General features: G+C 60.5%; 15 protein-coding genes and 1 pseudogene. 10 read left to right on the forward strand and 6 right to left on the reverse strand.

Going from position 1 to position 13363, the window contains the following annotated elements; all coding sequences use genetic code 11:
* The first annotated feature begins 7 nt into the window (after positions 1–7).
* The 3 genes from QP363_RS03760 to QP363_RS03770 all read left to right on the forward strand — a co-directional run bounded on the left by QP363_RS03760 (position 8) and on the right by QP363_RS03770 (position 2364).
* A complete protein-coding gene (locus tag QP363_RS03760; RefSeq protein ID WP_236659321.1) occupies positions 8–664 on the forward strand; it encodes a hypothetical protein in 657 nt (218 codons plus the stop codon).
* Between the two features lie 42 nt (positions 665–706).
* Positions 707–1627: a biotin--[acetyl-CoA-carboxylase] ligase gene (locus tag QP363_RS03765; RefSeq protein WP_144657654.1), complete on the forward strand. Its 921-nt coding sequence runs from the start codon at positions 707–709 to the stop codon at positions 1625–1627.
* 293 nt (positions 1628–1920) lie between these two features.
* Entirely contained in the window at positions 1921–2364 is a 444-nt protein-coding gene (locus QP363_RS03770) for a hypothetical protein (RefSeq protein ID WP_284762833.1), read from the forward strand.
* Here the strand turns inward: QP363_RS03770 and budA are convergent.
* On the reverse strand, positions 2361–3080 hold the full coding sequence (gene budA / locus QP363_RS03775) for an acetolactate decarboxylase (RefSeq protein WP_070446344.1): 720 nt from the start codon (positions 3078–3080) through the stop codon (positions 2361–2363). The genes QP363_RS03770 and budA overlap by 4 nt on opposite strands.
* Here budA and QP363_RS03780 point away from each other — a divergent pair.
* Together QP363_RS03780 and purE are read left to right on the forward strand one after the other, a co-directional pair.
* The gene (locus QP363_RS03780) at positions 3066–4328 is read left to right on the forward strand and encodes a 5-(carboxyamino)imidazole ribonucleotide synthase (RefSeq protein ID WP_167595871.1); all 1263 of its coding nucleotides are present in this window, start codon (positions 3066–3068) and stop codon (positions 4326–4328) included. The two genes, budA and QP363_RS03780, sit on opposite strands and share 15 nt — an antisense overlap.
* Positions 4329–4427: 99 nt before the next feature.
* Positions 4428–4928 carry a 5-(carboxyamino)imidazole ribonucleotide mutase gene (gene purE / locus QP363_RS03785; RefSeq protein WP_046647007.1) on the forward strand — a complete coding sequence of 167 codons (501 nt, stop codon included), beginning with the start codon at positions 4428–4430 and terminating at the stop codon, positions 4926–4928.
* A 9-nt stretch (positions 4929–4937) separates the two neighbouring features.
* Here purE and QP363_RS03790 read toward each other — a convergent pair whose 3' ends face one another.
* Positions 4938–5831 (reverse strand): ribokinase, encoded by an 894-nt coding sequence (locus QP363_RS03790; protein WP_284762843.1) that lies wholly within the window; start codon positions 5829–5831, stop codon positions 4938–4940.
* A 31-nt stretch (positions 5832–5862) separates the two neighbouring features.
* On the opposite strand from QP363_RS03790, the gene QP363_RS03795 reads away from it, so the two are divergent.
* A complete protein-coding gene (locus QP363_RS03795) occupies positions 5863–6333 on the forward strand; it encodes a YdcF family protein (protein WP_284762845.1) in 471 nt (156 codons plus the stop codon).
* On the opposite strand, the gene QP363_RS03800 is transcribed toward QP363_RS03795, so the two are convergent.
* Both QP363_RS03800 and QP363_RS03805 read right to left on the reverse strand, forming a co-directional pair.
* Positions 6314–6787 carry a hypothetical protein gene (locus tag QP363_RS03800; protein WP_167595869.1) on the reverse strand — a complete coding sequence of 158 codons (474 nt, stop codon included), beginning with the start codon at positions 6785–6787 and terminating at the stop codon, positions 6314–6316. The genes QP363_RS03795 and QP363_RS03800 overlap by 20 nt on opposite strands.
* A 38-nt stretch (positions 6788–6825) precedes the next feature.
* Positions 6826–7866 carry a ribonuclease HI gene (locus QP363_RS03805; RefSeq protein WP_284762847.1) on the reverse strand — a complete coding sequence of 347 codons (1041 nt, stop codon included), beginning with the start codon at positions 7864–7866 and terminating at the stop codon, positions 6826–6828.
* Between the two features lie 95 nt (positions 7867–7961).
* On the opposite strand from QP363_RS03805, the gene QP363_RS03810 reads away from it, so the two are divergent.
* Complete coding sequence (locus tag QP363_RS03810) at positions 7962–8456, forward strand: RNA polymerase sigma factor (protein WP_010189329.1); 495 nt, start codon at positions 7962–7964, stop codon at positions 8454–8456.
* Positions 8449–9498: a hypothetical protein gene (locus QP363_RS03815; protein WP_070446334.1), complete on the forward strand. Its 1050-nt coding sequence runs from the start codon at positions 8449–8451 to the stop codon at positions 9496–9498. Before QP363_RS03810 ends, QP363_RS03815 begins: the two co-directional genes overlap by 8 nt.
* Here the strand turns inward: QP363_RS03815 and QP363_RS03820 are convergent.
* Positions 9495–10052, reverse strand: coding sequence for a TetR/AcrR family transcriptional regulator (locus QP363_RS03820; RefSeq protein ID WP_046647001.1), 558 nt, complete (start codon positions 10050–10052; stop codon positions 9495–9497). The two genes, QP363_RS03815 and QP363_RS03820, sit on opposite strands and share 4 nt — an antisense overlap.
* A 224-nt stretch (positions 10053–10276) precedes the next feature.
* Here QP363_RS03820 and QP363_RS03825 point away from each other — a divergent pair, with 224 nt between their 5' ends.
* Positions 10277–11452, forward strand: a complete 1176-nt coding sequence (locus QP363_RS03825; protein WP_284762853.1) for an acyl-CoA dehydrogenase family protein — start codon at positions 10277–10279, stop codon at positions 11450–11452.
* A gap of 363 nt (positions 11453–11815) precedes the next feature.
* Positions 11816–12727 carry a DUF559 domain-containing protein gene (locus QP363_RS03830; RefSeq protein ID WP_284762855.1) on the forward strand — a complete coding sequence of 304 codons (912 nt, stop codon included), beginning with the start codon at positions 11816–11818 and terminating at the stop codon, positions 12725–12727.
* 240 nt (positions 12728–12967) lie between these two features.
* Here QP363_RS03830 and QP363_RS03835 read toward each other — a convergent pair.
* Positions 12968–13282 (reverse strand): annotated as a pseudogene (locus tag QP363_RS03835) (transposase); the annotation flags it as partial.
* Between the last annotated feature and the right edge of the window lie 81 nt (positions 13283–13363).

Consider the following 13363-nt stretch of genomic DNA (forward strand, 5'->3'; position numbering starts at 1 on the left):
ATTTGTTATGAAGAAGTTCGCTCCACTCCTCGCACTGCTCTTGGTCGGTTGCTCCAGTACGGAATCCGCCGAGTCCTTTGCGCCACTGACAACCGTTTCTACTGGGACTGCTGATGCGTCTTCAGCGCCTTCGGAGACTACGACGGAGTCATTGACCTCCACTACCAAATCTTCTTCGGAAGAGCCTTCCCCGACGATGCCCTCGAAGGAGTCCGCGACATCGCCGACGACTTCGGCTGCAGAGACGCAGCGCGATACCGTGTTCCGCGCTATTTTTGCCGATACTGTCGACGCGTCTGACGTCCGCTCGCAGTTGGTGGACAATGGCCACGTGAATCGCTCCACCATGCGTGCCAGCATGAAGGGGATGGGCCTGGATGTCTCGGATTCGGAATTGCAAGAGTACGGCGAGTGGGTTTGTGAATGGGTTACCCCAGCAACTCGCTATGTGCTGGTGACTGAAGGGAAGCCGGACAGCCTTGGGGCACAAGACCGCGCTGATTACGACAAGTTGATCGGGGATACTGTTTCTTTCCTGGCAGATACGCGGCAGATCACCGTCACGCCTGAGCAGGTCACCCATGCGTTGCCGCAGGCGGTGCTGACTACCTGTCTTGACGATGCTACTGCCCGCACAATTCTGGCCAATCCGGATTACTTTTAGTTACTTCGAGGCGGCAGTGATCCGGCGGGTAACCTAGGGTGCATGACTGCACTTGATATGGACCGAATCCGCGAGGCGCTGAGCGAAGACTTCGCTGTTATCGATTACACCGAGTCCACTGGCTCCACCAATACCGATCTCATGCAGGCCGGCAAGGTGGCTGATGGCACCGTTTTGCTGGCTAATGAGCAGGTTGCCGGTAAGGGCCGATTGGGCCGTCAGTGGGTGAGCCCGGCTGGTTCGCAGCTCATCTTTTCCGTTCTCATCCTTCCGGATTCGTTGGATCACCTCGGTACTTTGCCGCTAGCTGCCGGCTTGGCCGTGACTGATTCCGTAGAGGGTGCGGTACTCAAGTGGCCGAATGACGTGCACATCGATGGTAAGAAGCTGTGCGGTATCCTCGCCGAGGCTGGTCCAGTGGGCGAGGCCTTCAAATCTGCTCCGAAGACGGAAGTTTCCAAGGCTGAAATCAACAAGGCAGAGATCAACAAGGCAGAGATCAACAAGGCAGAGATCAATAAGGCAGAGATTAATAAGGCAGAGATCAACAAAGCCGAGGTCAGTAAAGCTGAAATCGCCCCCAAGACCCAGTCTGCGAACCCGCCTTCAGCCCGCGTGGTCGTGGGCATGGGCATCAACGTCACCCTGACCCGCGAGGAACTGCCCATCGAGGCCGCGACATCGCTCGCGCTCGAAGGCCTTGAGACCGACCGCACGCAGCTGGCCATCACCGTGCTGAAGAACCTGCGTCGCCGCATTACCCAGTGGGAGCAGCAGGACCCACAGCTTTTGGCTGATTACCGTAAGGTGTGTTCTTCCATCGGGCAGGAAGTCCGCCTCGAAGCCCCGGCCGGCGACGTCATCGGCACCGTCGAGGGCGTGGCCGATGATGGCCGCATCAACGTTGGCGGCGAGTATTACTCCGCGGGTGATGTCATCCACCTGCGCCCGGCTGATAATTAGTCGCCCGCGCTGCGTGGCGTCTAAGCGTCGACCGGCGAGGCCCCATAGAAGACGCCGTGCTCGACACATGGCGCTATTCAAAAGGCGTCTGTCAGAAGGCATCAGTCAAAAGGCGTCTTTGGGGGCAAAGACACCTTTTGGACGCCTCCACATGGCGTTTTCAGGGGCAAAGACGCCTTTTGACTGACGCCTTTTAGGAAATGCCATGTGCGAAGCCTTGGCTGGGCCTGCAAGGCCTAGGACGTGACGTCCTCTTGCCTGGACGGCGGGAGCAGGCAGGTACCATGAGCCCCATGAACCTCATGCAGATGGGCCGCGGCGAGGTAGTGCGCGCGGACATGACCGCCCCATTTCGGACGCTGCTCTTTCCTTTTCTAGAGCTCATCGTGATTACCGGGGTGTGCTGGATTGCCATCGGCTGGTGTGACTATAACGGCATGGACTTGGCGCTTCGCAATGGCTTAGTAGCTCTATGGGCCCTGCTTGCTGCCTGGCGCTTCATCGTTCCCCTCGTCAAGGCCCGTCGTAAGCGCTTCATCGTGACCAACCTGCGCGTCATCGCTCGCGAAGGCAAACGCGTTGATTCGATCCCGCTCACGGATATCCGTGGTGCGCGCCGCCGTCGCGGCGGGATTTCGCTGGCACTGCACGGATACGAAAAGCCGATGTATTTTCCATCCATCCCCAAAGCCAAACGCGTCGAGGATATCCTCAACGAACAACCGGTCTGGGGTTAGTCCTTAATCTCCGTCGTGTGTAGCTGCTGGTCCAAGTCATCAGGGGCCAGGTTGGCGGAGCGGAACTCGTGGGTCAGCGGCAAGCGCAGATCCAGGTCCGTGCCAGGGCAGAGCTCAATGGTGGCCTCATCCACCGTGTAGTCCAGCACGTGCCCGCCGGAGGTGCGCGCAGCGTCAATAAAGTGCACGTGGCAGCCCGGCACCGAAATACCCTTCTCAAACACCGGTGTGCGGAAACCACCGATGATGCCTTCGACGTTTTCAAAGCGCAGTTCCTTATCGCCGCCCACGGCCTGCGCCATCGGCGGATAAGGCTTGCTCTGCTTGACCACCGTGCGGGTAACCACGTTGCTGAAGCGTCCGGTGATGCGCACCGCGTACATGTAGTTGGCGGAAGGCTCGACTTCATCGATGAAGGCCGAAAGCTCCTCGCGCTTCAATCCCTTGGGCGCGGCCACCTTAATACGGGGGACGAAGTTCGTGGCCACCGCGAAGGGGGTTCCCTGGTCCAAGTCCGCTACCGTCGCGGTGCCATCGCCGCGTAGCTGGTAGCACACGCCGTCGAGGATAATCATCTCCCCATCCAGCGCATCGAAGGTGCCGATGCCAAAATTGCCTTTGCCCAAGAGCTCGCCGATGGTCATTTCGCCGTCGTAAATGCCATCCAACAGCGCGGTCATGAGGGAGTTCTGAAAGATGGTATGCCGGACGATCATGGCCCCAAGGCTAGTATTGAAAGGGTGAGTGAACAACACAAACCCCTCGTTACTGTTTATGGAGACGGCCAGCTTGCACGCATGATGCAGCCGGCCGCCGCAGAGCTCGACATCAGCTTGCGCGTGCTGGCCTCCGCGCCAGACAAGTCCGCCGCACAGGTGATCCCGGATGTGGTGCTCGGTGACTACCACGATCTCGACGTGCTCACCGCCGCCGCGGAAGGCGCGGATGCAATTACCTTTGAGCACGAGCACGTCCCGACGGAGCACGTCGAGCGTCTTATCGCCGACGGCCTCAACGTCCAGCCCCAGCCTTCCGCTCTCCTCTACGCGCAGGACAAACTGTTCATGCGCGAGAAGCTGGCCGAGCTGGGCGCCCCAGTGCCGCGCTTTGCCGCTATTGAATCGGTGGAGGATGCCCGGGAGTTTGCCGCGCTTGTCGACGGTCACGTGTGCCTCAAAGCCCGCCGCGGCGGCTACGACGGTCATGGCGTGTGGTTCCCGTCAGCGGAGGAGCTGGAGCCGCTGGTAGAAGAGCTTCTCGCCGCTGGTACTCCGCTTATGGCTGAGGAAAAAGTTTCCCTTACTCGCGAGCTGTCCGTGCTCGTCGCCCGCCGCCCCTCCGGCGAGGTCAAAGCCTGGCCGGTCACCGAGTCGGTGCAGCGAGACGGCATCTGCGCCGAGGCTTTTGCCCCAGCCCCGAACTTGTCGGCAGCGCTCGCGGAGCGCGCCATGCAGGTGGGCATCAAGGTAGCCACCGAGCTGGGCGTTACGGGTGTGCTGGCAGTGGAGCTTTTCGCTTTTGCCACGAAGCAAGACGCCGGCTGCATCATCGCGTCCGCTTCAGGCGCGCCGGGAGCGGTTGTGGAAGAAGATATTGCGGTCAACGAGCTGGCCATGCGCCCGCACAACACCGGCCACTGGACGCAGGATGGCTGCGTGACCTCGCAGTTCGAGCAGCACCTGCGCGCCGTGCTGGACCTGCCGCTGGGCTCCACCGCGCCATTGGCGCCCGTAACGGTCATGGCCAATGTGCTGGGGGCTGAGGAGGATCCGCAGATGCCCATGCCGCAGCGCGTCCGTGAAGTCATGGAGCGCTACCCGCAGGCGAAGATCCACCTCTACGGTAAGGACCACCAGCCGGGTCGCAAGATCGGCCACGTCAACGTCGTTGGTGAGGACGTGGAGGAAACGCGCCGCATCGCCCACGATGCCGCCCACTTCCTCGTCCACGCGCAGTGGGCGTAAGCCCACTGCGCACTCTTAAGCCCACAGCGCACTCTTCAGACCACTGCGCACTCTTAAGCCCGCAGCGAGCTTAAACGCTAGTAAAGAAGGAGATTTTTCATGGAACCACTCGTCGGACTGATCATGGGATCCGATTCCGATTGGCCCACCGTCAAGCCCGCAGCCGAAGTGCTCGCCGAGTTCGGCGTGCCCTTTGAGGTGGGCGTCGTCAGTGCGCACCGCACCCCAGAAAAGATGCTGGCTTATGCCAAGTCTGCCCACGAGCGCGGGCTCAAGGCCATCATCGCCTGTGCCGGTGGTGCGGCCCACCTGCCAGGCATGGTTGCCGCGGCCACGCCGCTGCCGGTCATCGGCATCCCGCGCGCGTTGAAGGATCTCGATGGTCTCGATTCACTGCTGTCCATCGTGCAGATGCCGGGTGGGGTGCCGGTGGCAACCGTATCCATCGGCGGTGCGAAGAATGCGGGCCTGCTTGCCGTGCGCATCCTCTCCGCGGGCGACCCAGCACTGGTGGAGAAGATGGCGGCCTACCAAGAGAACATGGCCGCCGAAGTAGAAAAGAAGGATGAGAACCTGCGTTCCCAGCTCCTCGGCGAATAAGACGCGGCTTTAACCGGGCAACTCGCTTGTCAGATCCGGGTAGGAGGCCTGGGCGCCGGAGCCCGTGACGGTAAAGGCCCCGACCCGCGCGGCGAAGCGCGCGGCATCCACCAGCGAATCGCCGTCCAACAAGCGGGCACACAGCGCGCCGGCGAAGGCATCGCCCGCGCCGGTCGTATCGACGGCGGTGACGCGTGGGGAGGGAACGTCGATAAGCTCGGCCCCCTCGGCCACAAGCGCCCCGCGCGCGCCCAGCGTGAGAACCACCGAGGCAAAGCCTGCCTCCCTTAAGCGCTGCGCTAGCTCCGCTGGCGCGCCCTGGCCGCTCAACCCCAGCTGCTCGAGGATGAGCCCGGCCTCGTGCTCATTGGCCAGCAGCGGGTCGGCGCGCAGGAGCGCTTCCTTTTCCACCTCGATGACCGGTGCGAGGTTGACCACGACCCGACCTTTGGCCAGCTCGATTGCCTTGGCAAAGCCCGCTGGCGGTATCTCACCTTGGAGCAAAATGAGCTCCGATGCGGTGATGGGGGAGGAGTGCGTGGTGACGAATGAATCGCTGACAAGCGCATTAGCACCTGGCACCACGATGATGGTGTTTTCACCCTGCTCATCCACGGTAATGACGGCTAAACCTGTTACCTCTTCGCTGGCCTCGACGTGGGTGAGGTCCACGCCGCTGGCCTGCAAGTAGTACATCGCGGGCGCGGCATAAGCATCGCTGCCCACCGCGCCGACGAAGCTCACCTGTGCGCCCAGCCGGGCAGCCGCGACCGCCTGGTTTGCTCCTTTGCCACCCGCGGTGATGGCGCCGCCGTGCCCCAAGAGGGTTTCGCCCGGTTGGGGATGCCGCGCGGCGTGGACCACGAGGTCAGCGTTGATGGAACCAACTACGCACATGCTCATGCTGCCCAGTATGCACGCTAAGCTAGCGGGCATGCAGTTTCCGCTTCTGGTGTTGGGCGCGCGCGTTGAGGGCGGCGAGCCTGGTCCGCTGCTGTGTAGCCGGTTGGACCGAGCGGTGGTGTTGGCTCGCCTGTTGCCGGAGGAGCCAATCATCGTGACCGGCTACGGGGAGGCGGAGCCGATGGCGCGCTACCTCATCGAGCGGGGCGTTAATCCGGAGAGGATTCTCCTCGAACCACTCGCTACCAGCACCAACGAGAACCTCGAGCGCGCCCATGCGCTGTGCCCGGAATACACCTATTTCCGCGTTGTGACCAATGACTTCCACGTGCTGCGCACCCGCATGTGGGCCGGGCACCTAGGGATTCGCGTTCACATGCACGGCGTGCGGACCCCGCGGAAAGACCGCTGGTGGAACTACCTGCGCGAGGTGGTGGCGACGCCGCATTCGCTGCTGCGCATCGTGTGGCGGCGGGCGGTGGCTAGGCGCCGAAGAACATGAGCACGATGGCAATCATCCAAATGACAAACCAGTGGCGCTTTTGCGGAGTGGTCGGGTTGGCCTTCTGCTGCAGCGACTTGAGGAAGTACCACGTTCCAGGCAAGGCGAAGCCGATGCCCATGGCTACATCGCCATCAGTAATTCCGGTGAAGCCTACGAGGACCGAAAACAGACTCAAAAGCCCTTTGAACAGGGAGAAGCTGTGGATCGTGCCGCCCGGTGCGTGCTGTTCAAGGGAATAGTCCTGCATCGGCGCCGGTGCGTAGGCGCGCTCAGGCTCAGTGAAAGGTTCAGCAGAAGGCTCCGCGGCCGGATCCGCGAAACGCTCTGCAGAAGGATTCGCAGAAGGCGCCGCGTAGGATTCGCGCGCGGGCTCCGCGAAGGGATTAGCCCCGCGGCCGTTGATTGGCTTGGCCGGCTCCTCGAAAGGGTTGGAGTCAAAGGGATTGCTCATGCGATTCACACTAGGCCACTAGTACACCGAACCCCGAATTAGAGCTTGGCCAGCGTCTTCCGGATGCCTTCTTTCAGCGTTGCCCGTGATTGCTTCATCGGATGCGCAATCGCCCGCAGGCCCATGTATGCAATTTGGTCCGCTGCGCGGTTCAACGGGTCACCCGCATGCCCCATCACCCGACGGATGGTCACCGCGCAGACTCCCTCCACGTCATTCCACGCTTGCTGGAAGCGCGAGCGCGAGCCGGAAGACAGCCCCCGCCACACCCCGCGCGAGCGCACCGCCTTCGAGCCCTTCTGCCGAATCTGTTCCACCGCTTCTAATGCAGCGACGGAATCTGACTCGATGATCGCCTTGGTTGCACCAACCTTGAGCAGGTACTTCAACGCCAGGGTGAGGGATTCGAGCTCAAGCTCATCGGTGCTGGCCGTCGTCTTGCGCGTGCGCAACCGGTAGTCACCATTGCTGGCCACGAAGCACATGGAGCCCTTAAACACCGTGTCCGAGGAGGCATCCGTGGCGATGCGCACGGTGGCGTCTATGGGCCACGAGGAGGCCGTCGAGAAGTTCGGCCACCAGTGCGCCTCCGGCGTTTCCACCTTGACGACCTGCTTCTTGCGTGGGGCCTCGCCTTCTTTCTTCGCGCGGCGCGCGGTGATCCCGGCCTGCTTGCGACGCACGGAGCTAGCGCTTTTCGATGCCCTATTCTCCTCCGCAAAACTCCCCGTCACGGTATAGCCGCGTTCCTCCAGGGCGGCGCGAAGTGCCGCTTGCCGGCGCCCAGTGACGATCCATTTGCGCCCTCGAATACTTTTCGTGGCCTTCTCGAATTCGCGGACGGCTACCTCAACGATATCGCCCTTCCGGATCTGGCCCTTGCGCACGAAGCGCGTTTTCTTGGTGTTAACGGCGATGACCCAACCGTCAATCGTGCCGTTCTCGGCGGAATCCCAGCGCTCATCCCACAGCGCAATAGCCACGTGCACGGGTGCTGAGATCATGTCCTTGGTGATCTTGCGCGTGCCGTAGGTGCGCGACTGCGTGCCCGTCAGGGCGGAGAGCTCGAGTGGTTCCATAGCTCTACTAGTAAACCATTTCAGCGCTTTTCTGTAATGCTCGGCTGTCTGATGCAACATACTCAGTGAGCCCACGAACAATATGGAGTTATTTAGTGTCTGTCCTTACCTTGCCTGGTTCGCGTAAGCGGGAATTCTCCCGCCTGTTTCGCGAGCATTACCCGGCGGTGCTGGCCTACCTGCGCCGTCGCGTCCCACCGAGTCACGCGGAAGAGCTGGCGGCTGATGTGTTTGAGCGAGCGTGGGCTGGCTTCGACTCCTTGCGCGGCACGCCGCTGCCGTGGCTCTATGGCATCGCCCGCAATGTGATGCGGGAGTTCTACCGCACTCGGCGGGAGACGGAGAACCTCGACGACCATGAGCTGGAATCCTATGCCGGTTATGACGCAGTCGATGCCAATCTCGACATCACTCGCGCGTTGATGCAGTTGCCGCATGCCGAGCGCGAAATTCTCACCCTCCATGCGTGGGAGGGCCTCGACCACCCTGATATCGCCGAGGTCCTCGGCATTTCCCGCAATAACGTGCGTGTTCGCTTGCACCGCGCGCGTACCCACCTATCCGAACTCACAGGAGAAACCGATGCCTAACTCTCTCGATATGCTCCGCGCCGCCAATCCGGTACCGGACGCCGCGCTTGACGACGCATCCCTCGCCCGCTCCGAAGACACCCTCGCACAGATCACGAAGCGTCGTCCCACGTGGACAATAGCGGCGGCTTCCGTCGCGGTGCTTGCGCTGATCGGCGGAGCCTTCCCGTTGCTCAATAACTCGGAGCCCGTGGCCTCGGCCGCGGAGATTCTGACGCAGGCTGGCGAAGCTGCGGCCACCCAGCCCGATGCCGTGGATAAAGGTGTGACCGCGAAGGAATACATGAAGCGCGTCGACACACTTGGTGATGCCACCGCGATCACCGAATATGCGGTGGATGCCGGCGGTGCCGTGGAGGTCTCCTCGCAGGGAGAGGTCCCGGGCTTTGATCCGCAGCCCTCCATCAACCCGGAGGACCTCGTCGTTGCGACCGATCGCGCCGGGTTGGAGAAGCTGGCGGATTCCTTCCCGAACCACGCCCTCGGAGCGCTGGAGCTGCTGCTCCAGCCCGGACTAAGTAGCGAGCAACAGAAGATTGCTTATGACATGCTGGCGGATGCGGAAGGCAATGAGGTCGGCACTGTTGAGGGCGAAGGCGAGGACCAGCTGGTCACCGTGATTCGCGATTCTGACCGCGTCTCCTTCTCCGTCTTGCCTGCGACCGGCCAACTGGTGCGCGTGGTCGGCCTCGTAGGCCCGGACGTGGAAACCACCATCGATGCCACCGCGATCTTGGACTGCGTCTCCGTCACAGGCCTGGAGGGCCCGGACCGCATCTCGCTAGCGTGCGCTGACAATAATTACCTGGTCAACGAATTGGACTGGCAGCGCTGGGGAGCCGACTCCGCAGAGGCAGAGGGCGTGGCCATCGAAAATGACTGTGACCCAAACTGCGCGGAAGGCACATTCAATGAGGATCGGGTGAAGGTGGTCGTCGATAAGCGCGTGGCGTGCGGCTACCATGCCGAGGTTTACTCTCGCGTGCGCGTGCAGTACCCGGATGGGCGTGAGGAAGAGCAGCAGATTGGCTGTGCGCCCTAGGTAAGTTGGCGCAGGGCGAACTGGCCGTACATGTCTCCTAAAGCCTCGGCGGTGTAATCACCGTCGGGGCTAAACCATTGGGCCACACCGATGCCCATATCGATGAGCGCCCAGCAGGCGATTTTGAGGTTCTCCGCGTGGAAATCGCCTTCGTTGACCACGGCCATCCAGCGCGCGACATAGTCGCGGCGTAGCTGCAGGACGACGGACTTGTGGGGCTCTTCGAGGTTAGTGAGCTCGTTGTTGACCACGCGGACGCGCCGAGCATGGGTGGCATGGTAGATGACATGGGCTTTCATGGTGGCGACGAGCTTGTCGCGGGGATCGCTGAGCCCGGCGAGGCAGGCGGCGTTGGCGCGCAGCAGGTCCTCCATGGCGGTGATGGTGACTTCGGCGAGGAGCTCCTGTTTGGAGGAGTAGTGGTTGTACAGGCTGGAGGCGCGCATGCCGACGGCCTTGGCGATGTCCTCCATGCCGGTGGCGTGGTAGCCGCGCTGGTCAAAGAGGTCGAGTGCGGCGGCGGCGATTTGGTCGCGGCGTCTCTGGTTGGCCATGGTGGGCGTCCTCCTCAATGAGCTAATGGTGGTTAGTGTACCTGCGATGTGGGGTGTGGGGGACGGTTGGGGGCTGGTTTGTCTGGTGACTGTCCTTGCGTGGTCGTGCCGCGTTGTGTGTGGTCGTGTCACGTTATGTGTGAGGCACTTGACAGCCAATGGAGAGTCAGGTCACAATTAGGGCTAATAGCCATTCGTATTGCCTGTTTATTGGAGAACTCACCATGTCTCACAACCTCTTTGAGTCCACCACTGATTTCCTGGGTGTTTTTGACAGCCTCTCTGAGTCCGATGCTGCGGGGTGGAAGCGTGCAGCGCAGTTTCGCGAGTACTCCGCCCCGGTGATCAACCGGCACTGGCAGGCTGCGGAGTACCCGCTGGACTTGGTTCAGCGCTTGGGCGACTTGGACGTGATGACGGATGGCCTGGCGGTGGAAGGCCATGAACAGATGTCCACGCTTGGTGCTGGCCTGGCACTCATGGAGGTCACGCGCGCGGATGCCTCGATGGGCACGGTGATTGCGGTGCAGGCTGGGCTGGCCATGCGCTCAATTTCGATGTTGGGTTCTCCGGAACAGCAGGCCTTGTATTTGCCGCAGATGGCTTCGTGCTCTTTGCTTGGTGCCTTCGGGCTGACGGAACCGGCTCACGGTTCGGACTCAATTGCTTTGGAGACCACCGCGGTGCGCGACGGCGATGAATGGGTGCTTAATGGCGAGAAGAAGTGGATCGGCAACGGCGCTTCCGGCGGAATCACGATCATTTATGCGCGCATGGAGGATGGCAATGTTGGCGGTTTCATCGTCCCGCAGGAGGCTCCTGGCTATTCGGCTTCGGTGATTGAGGGCAAGCTGTCCCTGCGCGCTATCCATCAGGCACACATTACGTTGACTGACTGCCGCATCCCCGCCGCCAACCAACTGCCGGGCTGCCGCAGCTTCAAGGATGTGTCTCGCGTTCTCACCGCTACCCGCATTGGTGTGTCCTGGATGGCGCTGGGCTCCGCGGTGGCCTGCTACGAGATTGCCCGCTCGTATGTGCTGGAGCGCGTGCAGTTTGGTCGCGAGCTGGCGAAAGCGCAGATTATTCAGCAGCGCTTGGCCAATATGGTGCTTGACTTGAGCCAAATGATGCTGACCTGCCGTGAGGTCTCTTTGCGCGAAACCGCGGGGACCTTGGCCCCGGAGCAGGCCTCGGCGGCGAAGCTCCACAACACCCGCGCTGCTCGTCGAATTGCCGCTGATGCCCGCGACATGCTCGGCGGTGTGGGCATCCTGCTGGAAAACGACATCGCGCGTCACTTCGCTGACATCGAGGCCATGCACACCTACGAGGGAACCGATACCGTGCAGTCCCTGATTATGGGCAAGAAGATTACGGGTTTCTCGGCCTACAAGTAGCGTTTCGAAGTGGCCCCATATTCCACCGTGCCCATCTTTTCCCACTATCGCGGTCATTCTAGGTTCGAGTCCTGGTGGGGAGGCCTCTGTTGGAACCGTCGTGAGCGGTCGAAGATGGTTCTGCTCAGAAGGCATTAGTGAGAAGGTTTGTTTGGGGGCAAACGAACCTTCTTTGTGCTGTTAGAAGGTTTACTTGGGTGCAAACGGGCCTTTTGACTAGAGACTTCTGAGTGAAGCCTTGTGAGTGGAACCTTGTGGATTACTTTGTTGAAGGATCAGCCAATTCGATGGATGAGTTGTAGTTATCCACAGACGGGGAATCGACCGTAGCTTTTGAGGGCTGGAAGCCATGATGATGGAAGCATGATTGACGATTCACACCTCATTTACCTACGACCCCTTTCGAACAACCACCCTGCGTGGAAACAACTTGCTTCAGGTGAACTTATTCGCCTCACCTCGCGTTACGCGATAAACAGCGAGTACTATTCAGCTCTTCCTTACTACCAACGCCATCTCTTTGACATCGTTGCCTTCGGGCGTAGCGCTCATCGGTCAGTTCTCGTGGAAAGATCTGCGGCCAAACTGTTGGGCTTGTGGACGCTGTCGTCTCGGGACGCACAGGTTGTTCTAGCACGGCAATCCAAAACAGTCCCGCCGCGACGGCAATGGGATAGCAAGGTGATGTACCGAAAAATGTGGCTGCCAACCTCAGACATTATGGAGCGCTTCGGGCTTCGGTGCACGTCGGTTGCGCGCACCTGCATCGACGTCGCACGGCTTGCGACGTTTGAGGAAGGGCTGATGGCTGTCGACTCCGCTTTGCGCAAACGACTCGTTAGCATTGACGATTTACGGTCAATGATCACGGCAATGGGCCGTGTAAAAGGTGCTGCTCAGGCTAGGAAAGTGGTTATGCATGCTACCGCCCTCGCCGAATCTCCCTATGAGTCCTATGCGCGCGGCATGTTAATTGTGGAAGGTCTGGGAAAGAATCTCGTGGTTCAGCCAGAGCTTCAGGGTGGGTATCGGCCGGACTTGCTTCTCAACGGCAAAGTCATCATGGAAATAGACGGCGCTGTGAAGTACGACGGAGCGACCTACGGAAAATCTACCGAAGCGGTGATACGGGCTGAGCGGCAAAGAGAGAAATACCTTCAGAATCTCGGATACATCGTGCTGCGCTATTCACCACGGGATCTTCTCCAGAACCGAGAACAGGTTCTTAACGAGGTGCGCGGTGCGTTAAACACCGTGCAACCTCGTTCAGCCTAGCGAGCCTCCTTGTCAGCACGAGGGCGCTGCCAGATGGTTTCATTCAGAAGGCATTAGTGAAAAGGTTTGTTTGGGGGCAAACGAACCGTTTGTAAACGCCTAGATGGTTTACTTGGGGGGGGTGTCCCTATGTTTTTGTCAAGTGCCAGACCGATGTTGACGAGCACAGTCTTGGGAGTAGTTTCTTAGGCGTGCCTAGGAGCCGGCCAGCGTGTGCTGGTCGGCTTCGTCTTTGGGGCTTTATGCGGCGACGGGGCGTGGCGGGATTTCGCGGAAGAACTCCTTGTTTTTCAGCATCGCGTAGATGACATTGCATCGGCGTCGTGCCAGGCAGATGACTGCTGCGTTGTGGCGTTTTCCTTCAGCGCGTTTGCGTTCGTAATACCGCCGTGACGGTTCGTGGCTGCGGATAACTGCGAATGCGGAGTAGAACAAGGCGTTTTTCAGTCGTTTATTGCCTGACCGTGCCGGGAATTCACCTCTGATCGACGAACCGGATCGTCTAGTCACGGGTGCTATTCCAGCATAAGCAGCTAAGTGGCCAGCACTAGCGAAGTCGTGTGATGTCTAGCGACTTTTTGGACACGGAGTCCAGGATGTTTTTGGACGGGATGTCTAGTGGCTTTTTGGACGTTT

This window comes from Corynebacterium sp. UMB6689, assembly GCF_030215295.1.
Classification (GTDB): domain Bacteria; phylum Actinomycetota; class Actinomycetes; order Mycobacteriales; family Mycobacteriaceae; genus Corynebacterium; species Corynebacterium aurimucosum.

Excerpts from the sequence above, each read along its gene's own strand:
- QP363_RS03805 (WP_284762847.1), bottom strand. The coding sequence starts at position 7,866 with ATGGAACCACTCGAGCTCTCCGCCCTGACGGGCACGCAGTCGCGCACC.
- QP363_RS03780 (WP_167595871.1), top strand. The coding sequence starts at position 3,066 with ATGCCGGACGATCATGGCCCCAAGGCTAGTATTGAAAGGGTGAGTGAA.
- QP363_RS03800 (WP_167595869.1), bottom strand. The coding sequence starts at position 6,787 with ATGAGCAATCCCTTTGACTCCAACCCTTTCGAGGAGCCGGCCAAGCCA.
- purE (WP_046647007.1), top strand. The coding sequence starts at position 4,428 with ATGGAACCACTCGTCGGACTGATCATGGGATCCGATTCCGATTGGCCC.
- QP363_RS03790 (WP_284762843.1), bottom strand. The coding sequence starts at position 5,831 with ATGAGCATGTGCGTAGTTGGTTCCATCAACGCTGACCTCGTGGTCCAC.
- QP363_RS03830 (WP_284762855.1), top strand. The coding sequence starts at position 11,816 with ATGATTGACGATTCACACCTCATTTACCTACGACCCCTTTCGAACAAC.
- QP363_RS03765 (WP_144657654.1), top strand. The coding sequence starts at position 707 with ATGACTGCACTTGATATGGACCGAATCCGCGAGGCGCTGAGCGAAGAC.
- QP363_RS03815 (WP_070446334.1), top strand. The coding sequence starts at position 8,449 with ATGCCTAACTCTCTCGATATGCTCCGCGCCGCCAATCCGGTACCGGAC.
- QP363_RS03825 (WP_284762853.1), top strand. The coding sequence starts at position 10,277 with ATGTCTCACAACCTCTTTGAGTCCACCACTGATTTCCTGGGTGTTTTT.
- QP363_RS03820 (WP_046647001.1), bottom strand. The coding sequence starts at position 10,052 with ATGGCCAACCAGAGACGCCGCGACCAAATCGCCGCCGCCGCACTCGAC.
- QP363_RS03795 (WP_284762845.1), top strand. The coding sequence starts at position 5,863 with ATGCAGTTTCCGCTTCTGGTGTTGGGCGCGCGCGTTGAGGGCGGCGAG.
- QP363_RS03770 (WP_284762833.1), top strand. The coding sequence starts at position 1,921 with ATGAACCTCATGCAGATGGGCCGCGGCGAGGTAGTGCGCGCGGACATG.
- budA (WP_070446344.1), bottom strand. The coding sequence starts at position 3,080 with ATGATCGTCCGGCATACCATCTTTCAGAACTCCCTCATGACCGCGCTG.
- QP363_RS03760 (WP_236659321.1), top strand. The coding sequence starts at position 8 with ATGAAGAAGTTCGCTCCACTCCTCGCACTGCTCTTGGTCGGTTGCTCC.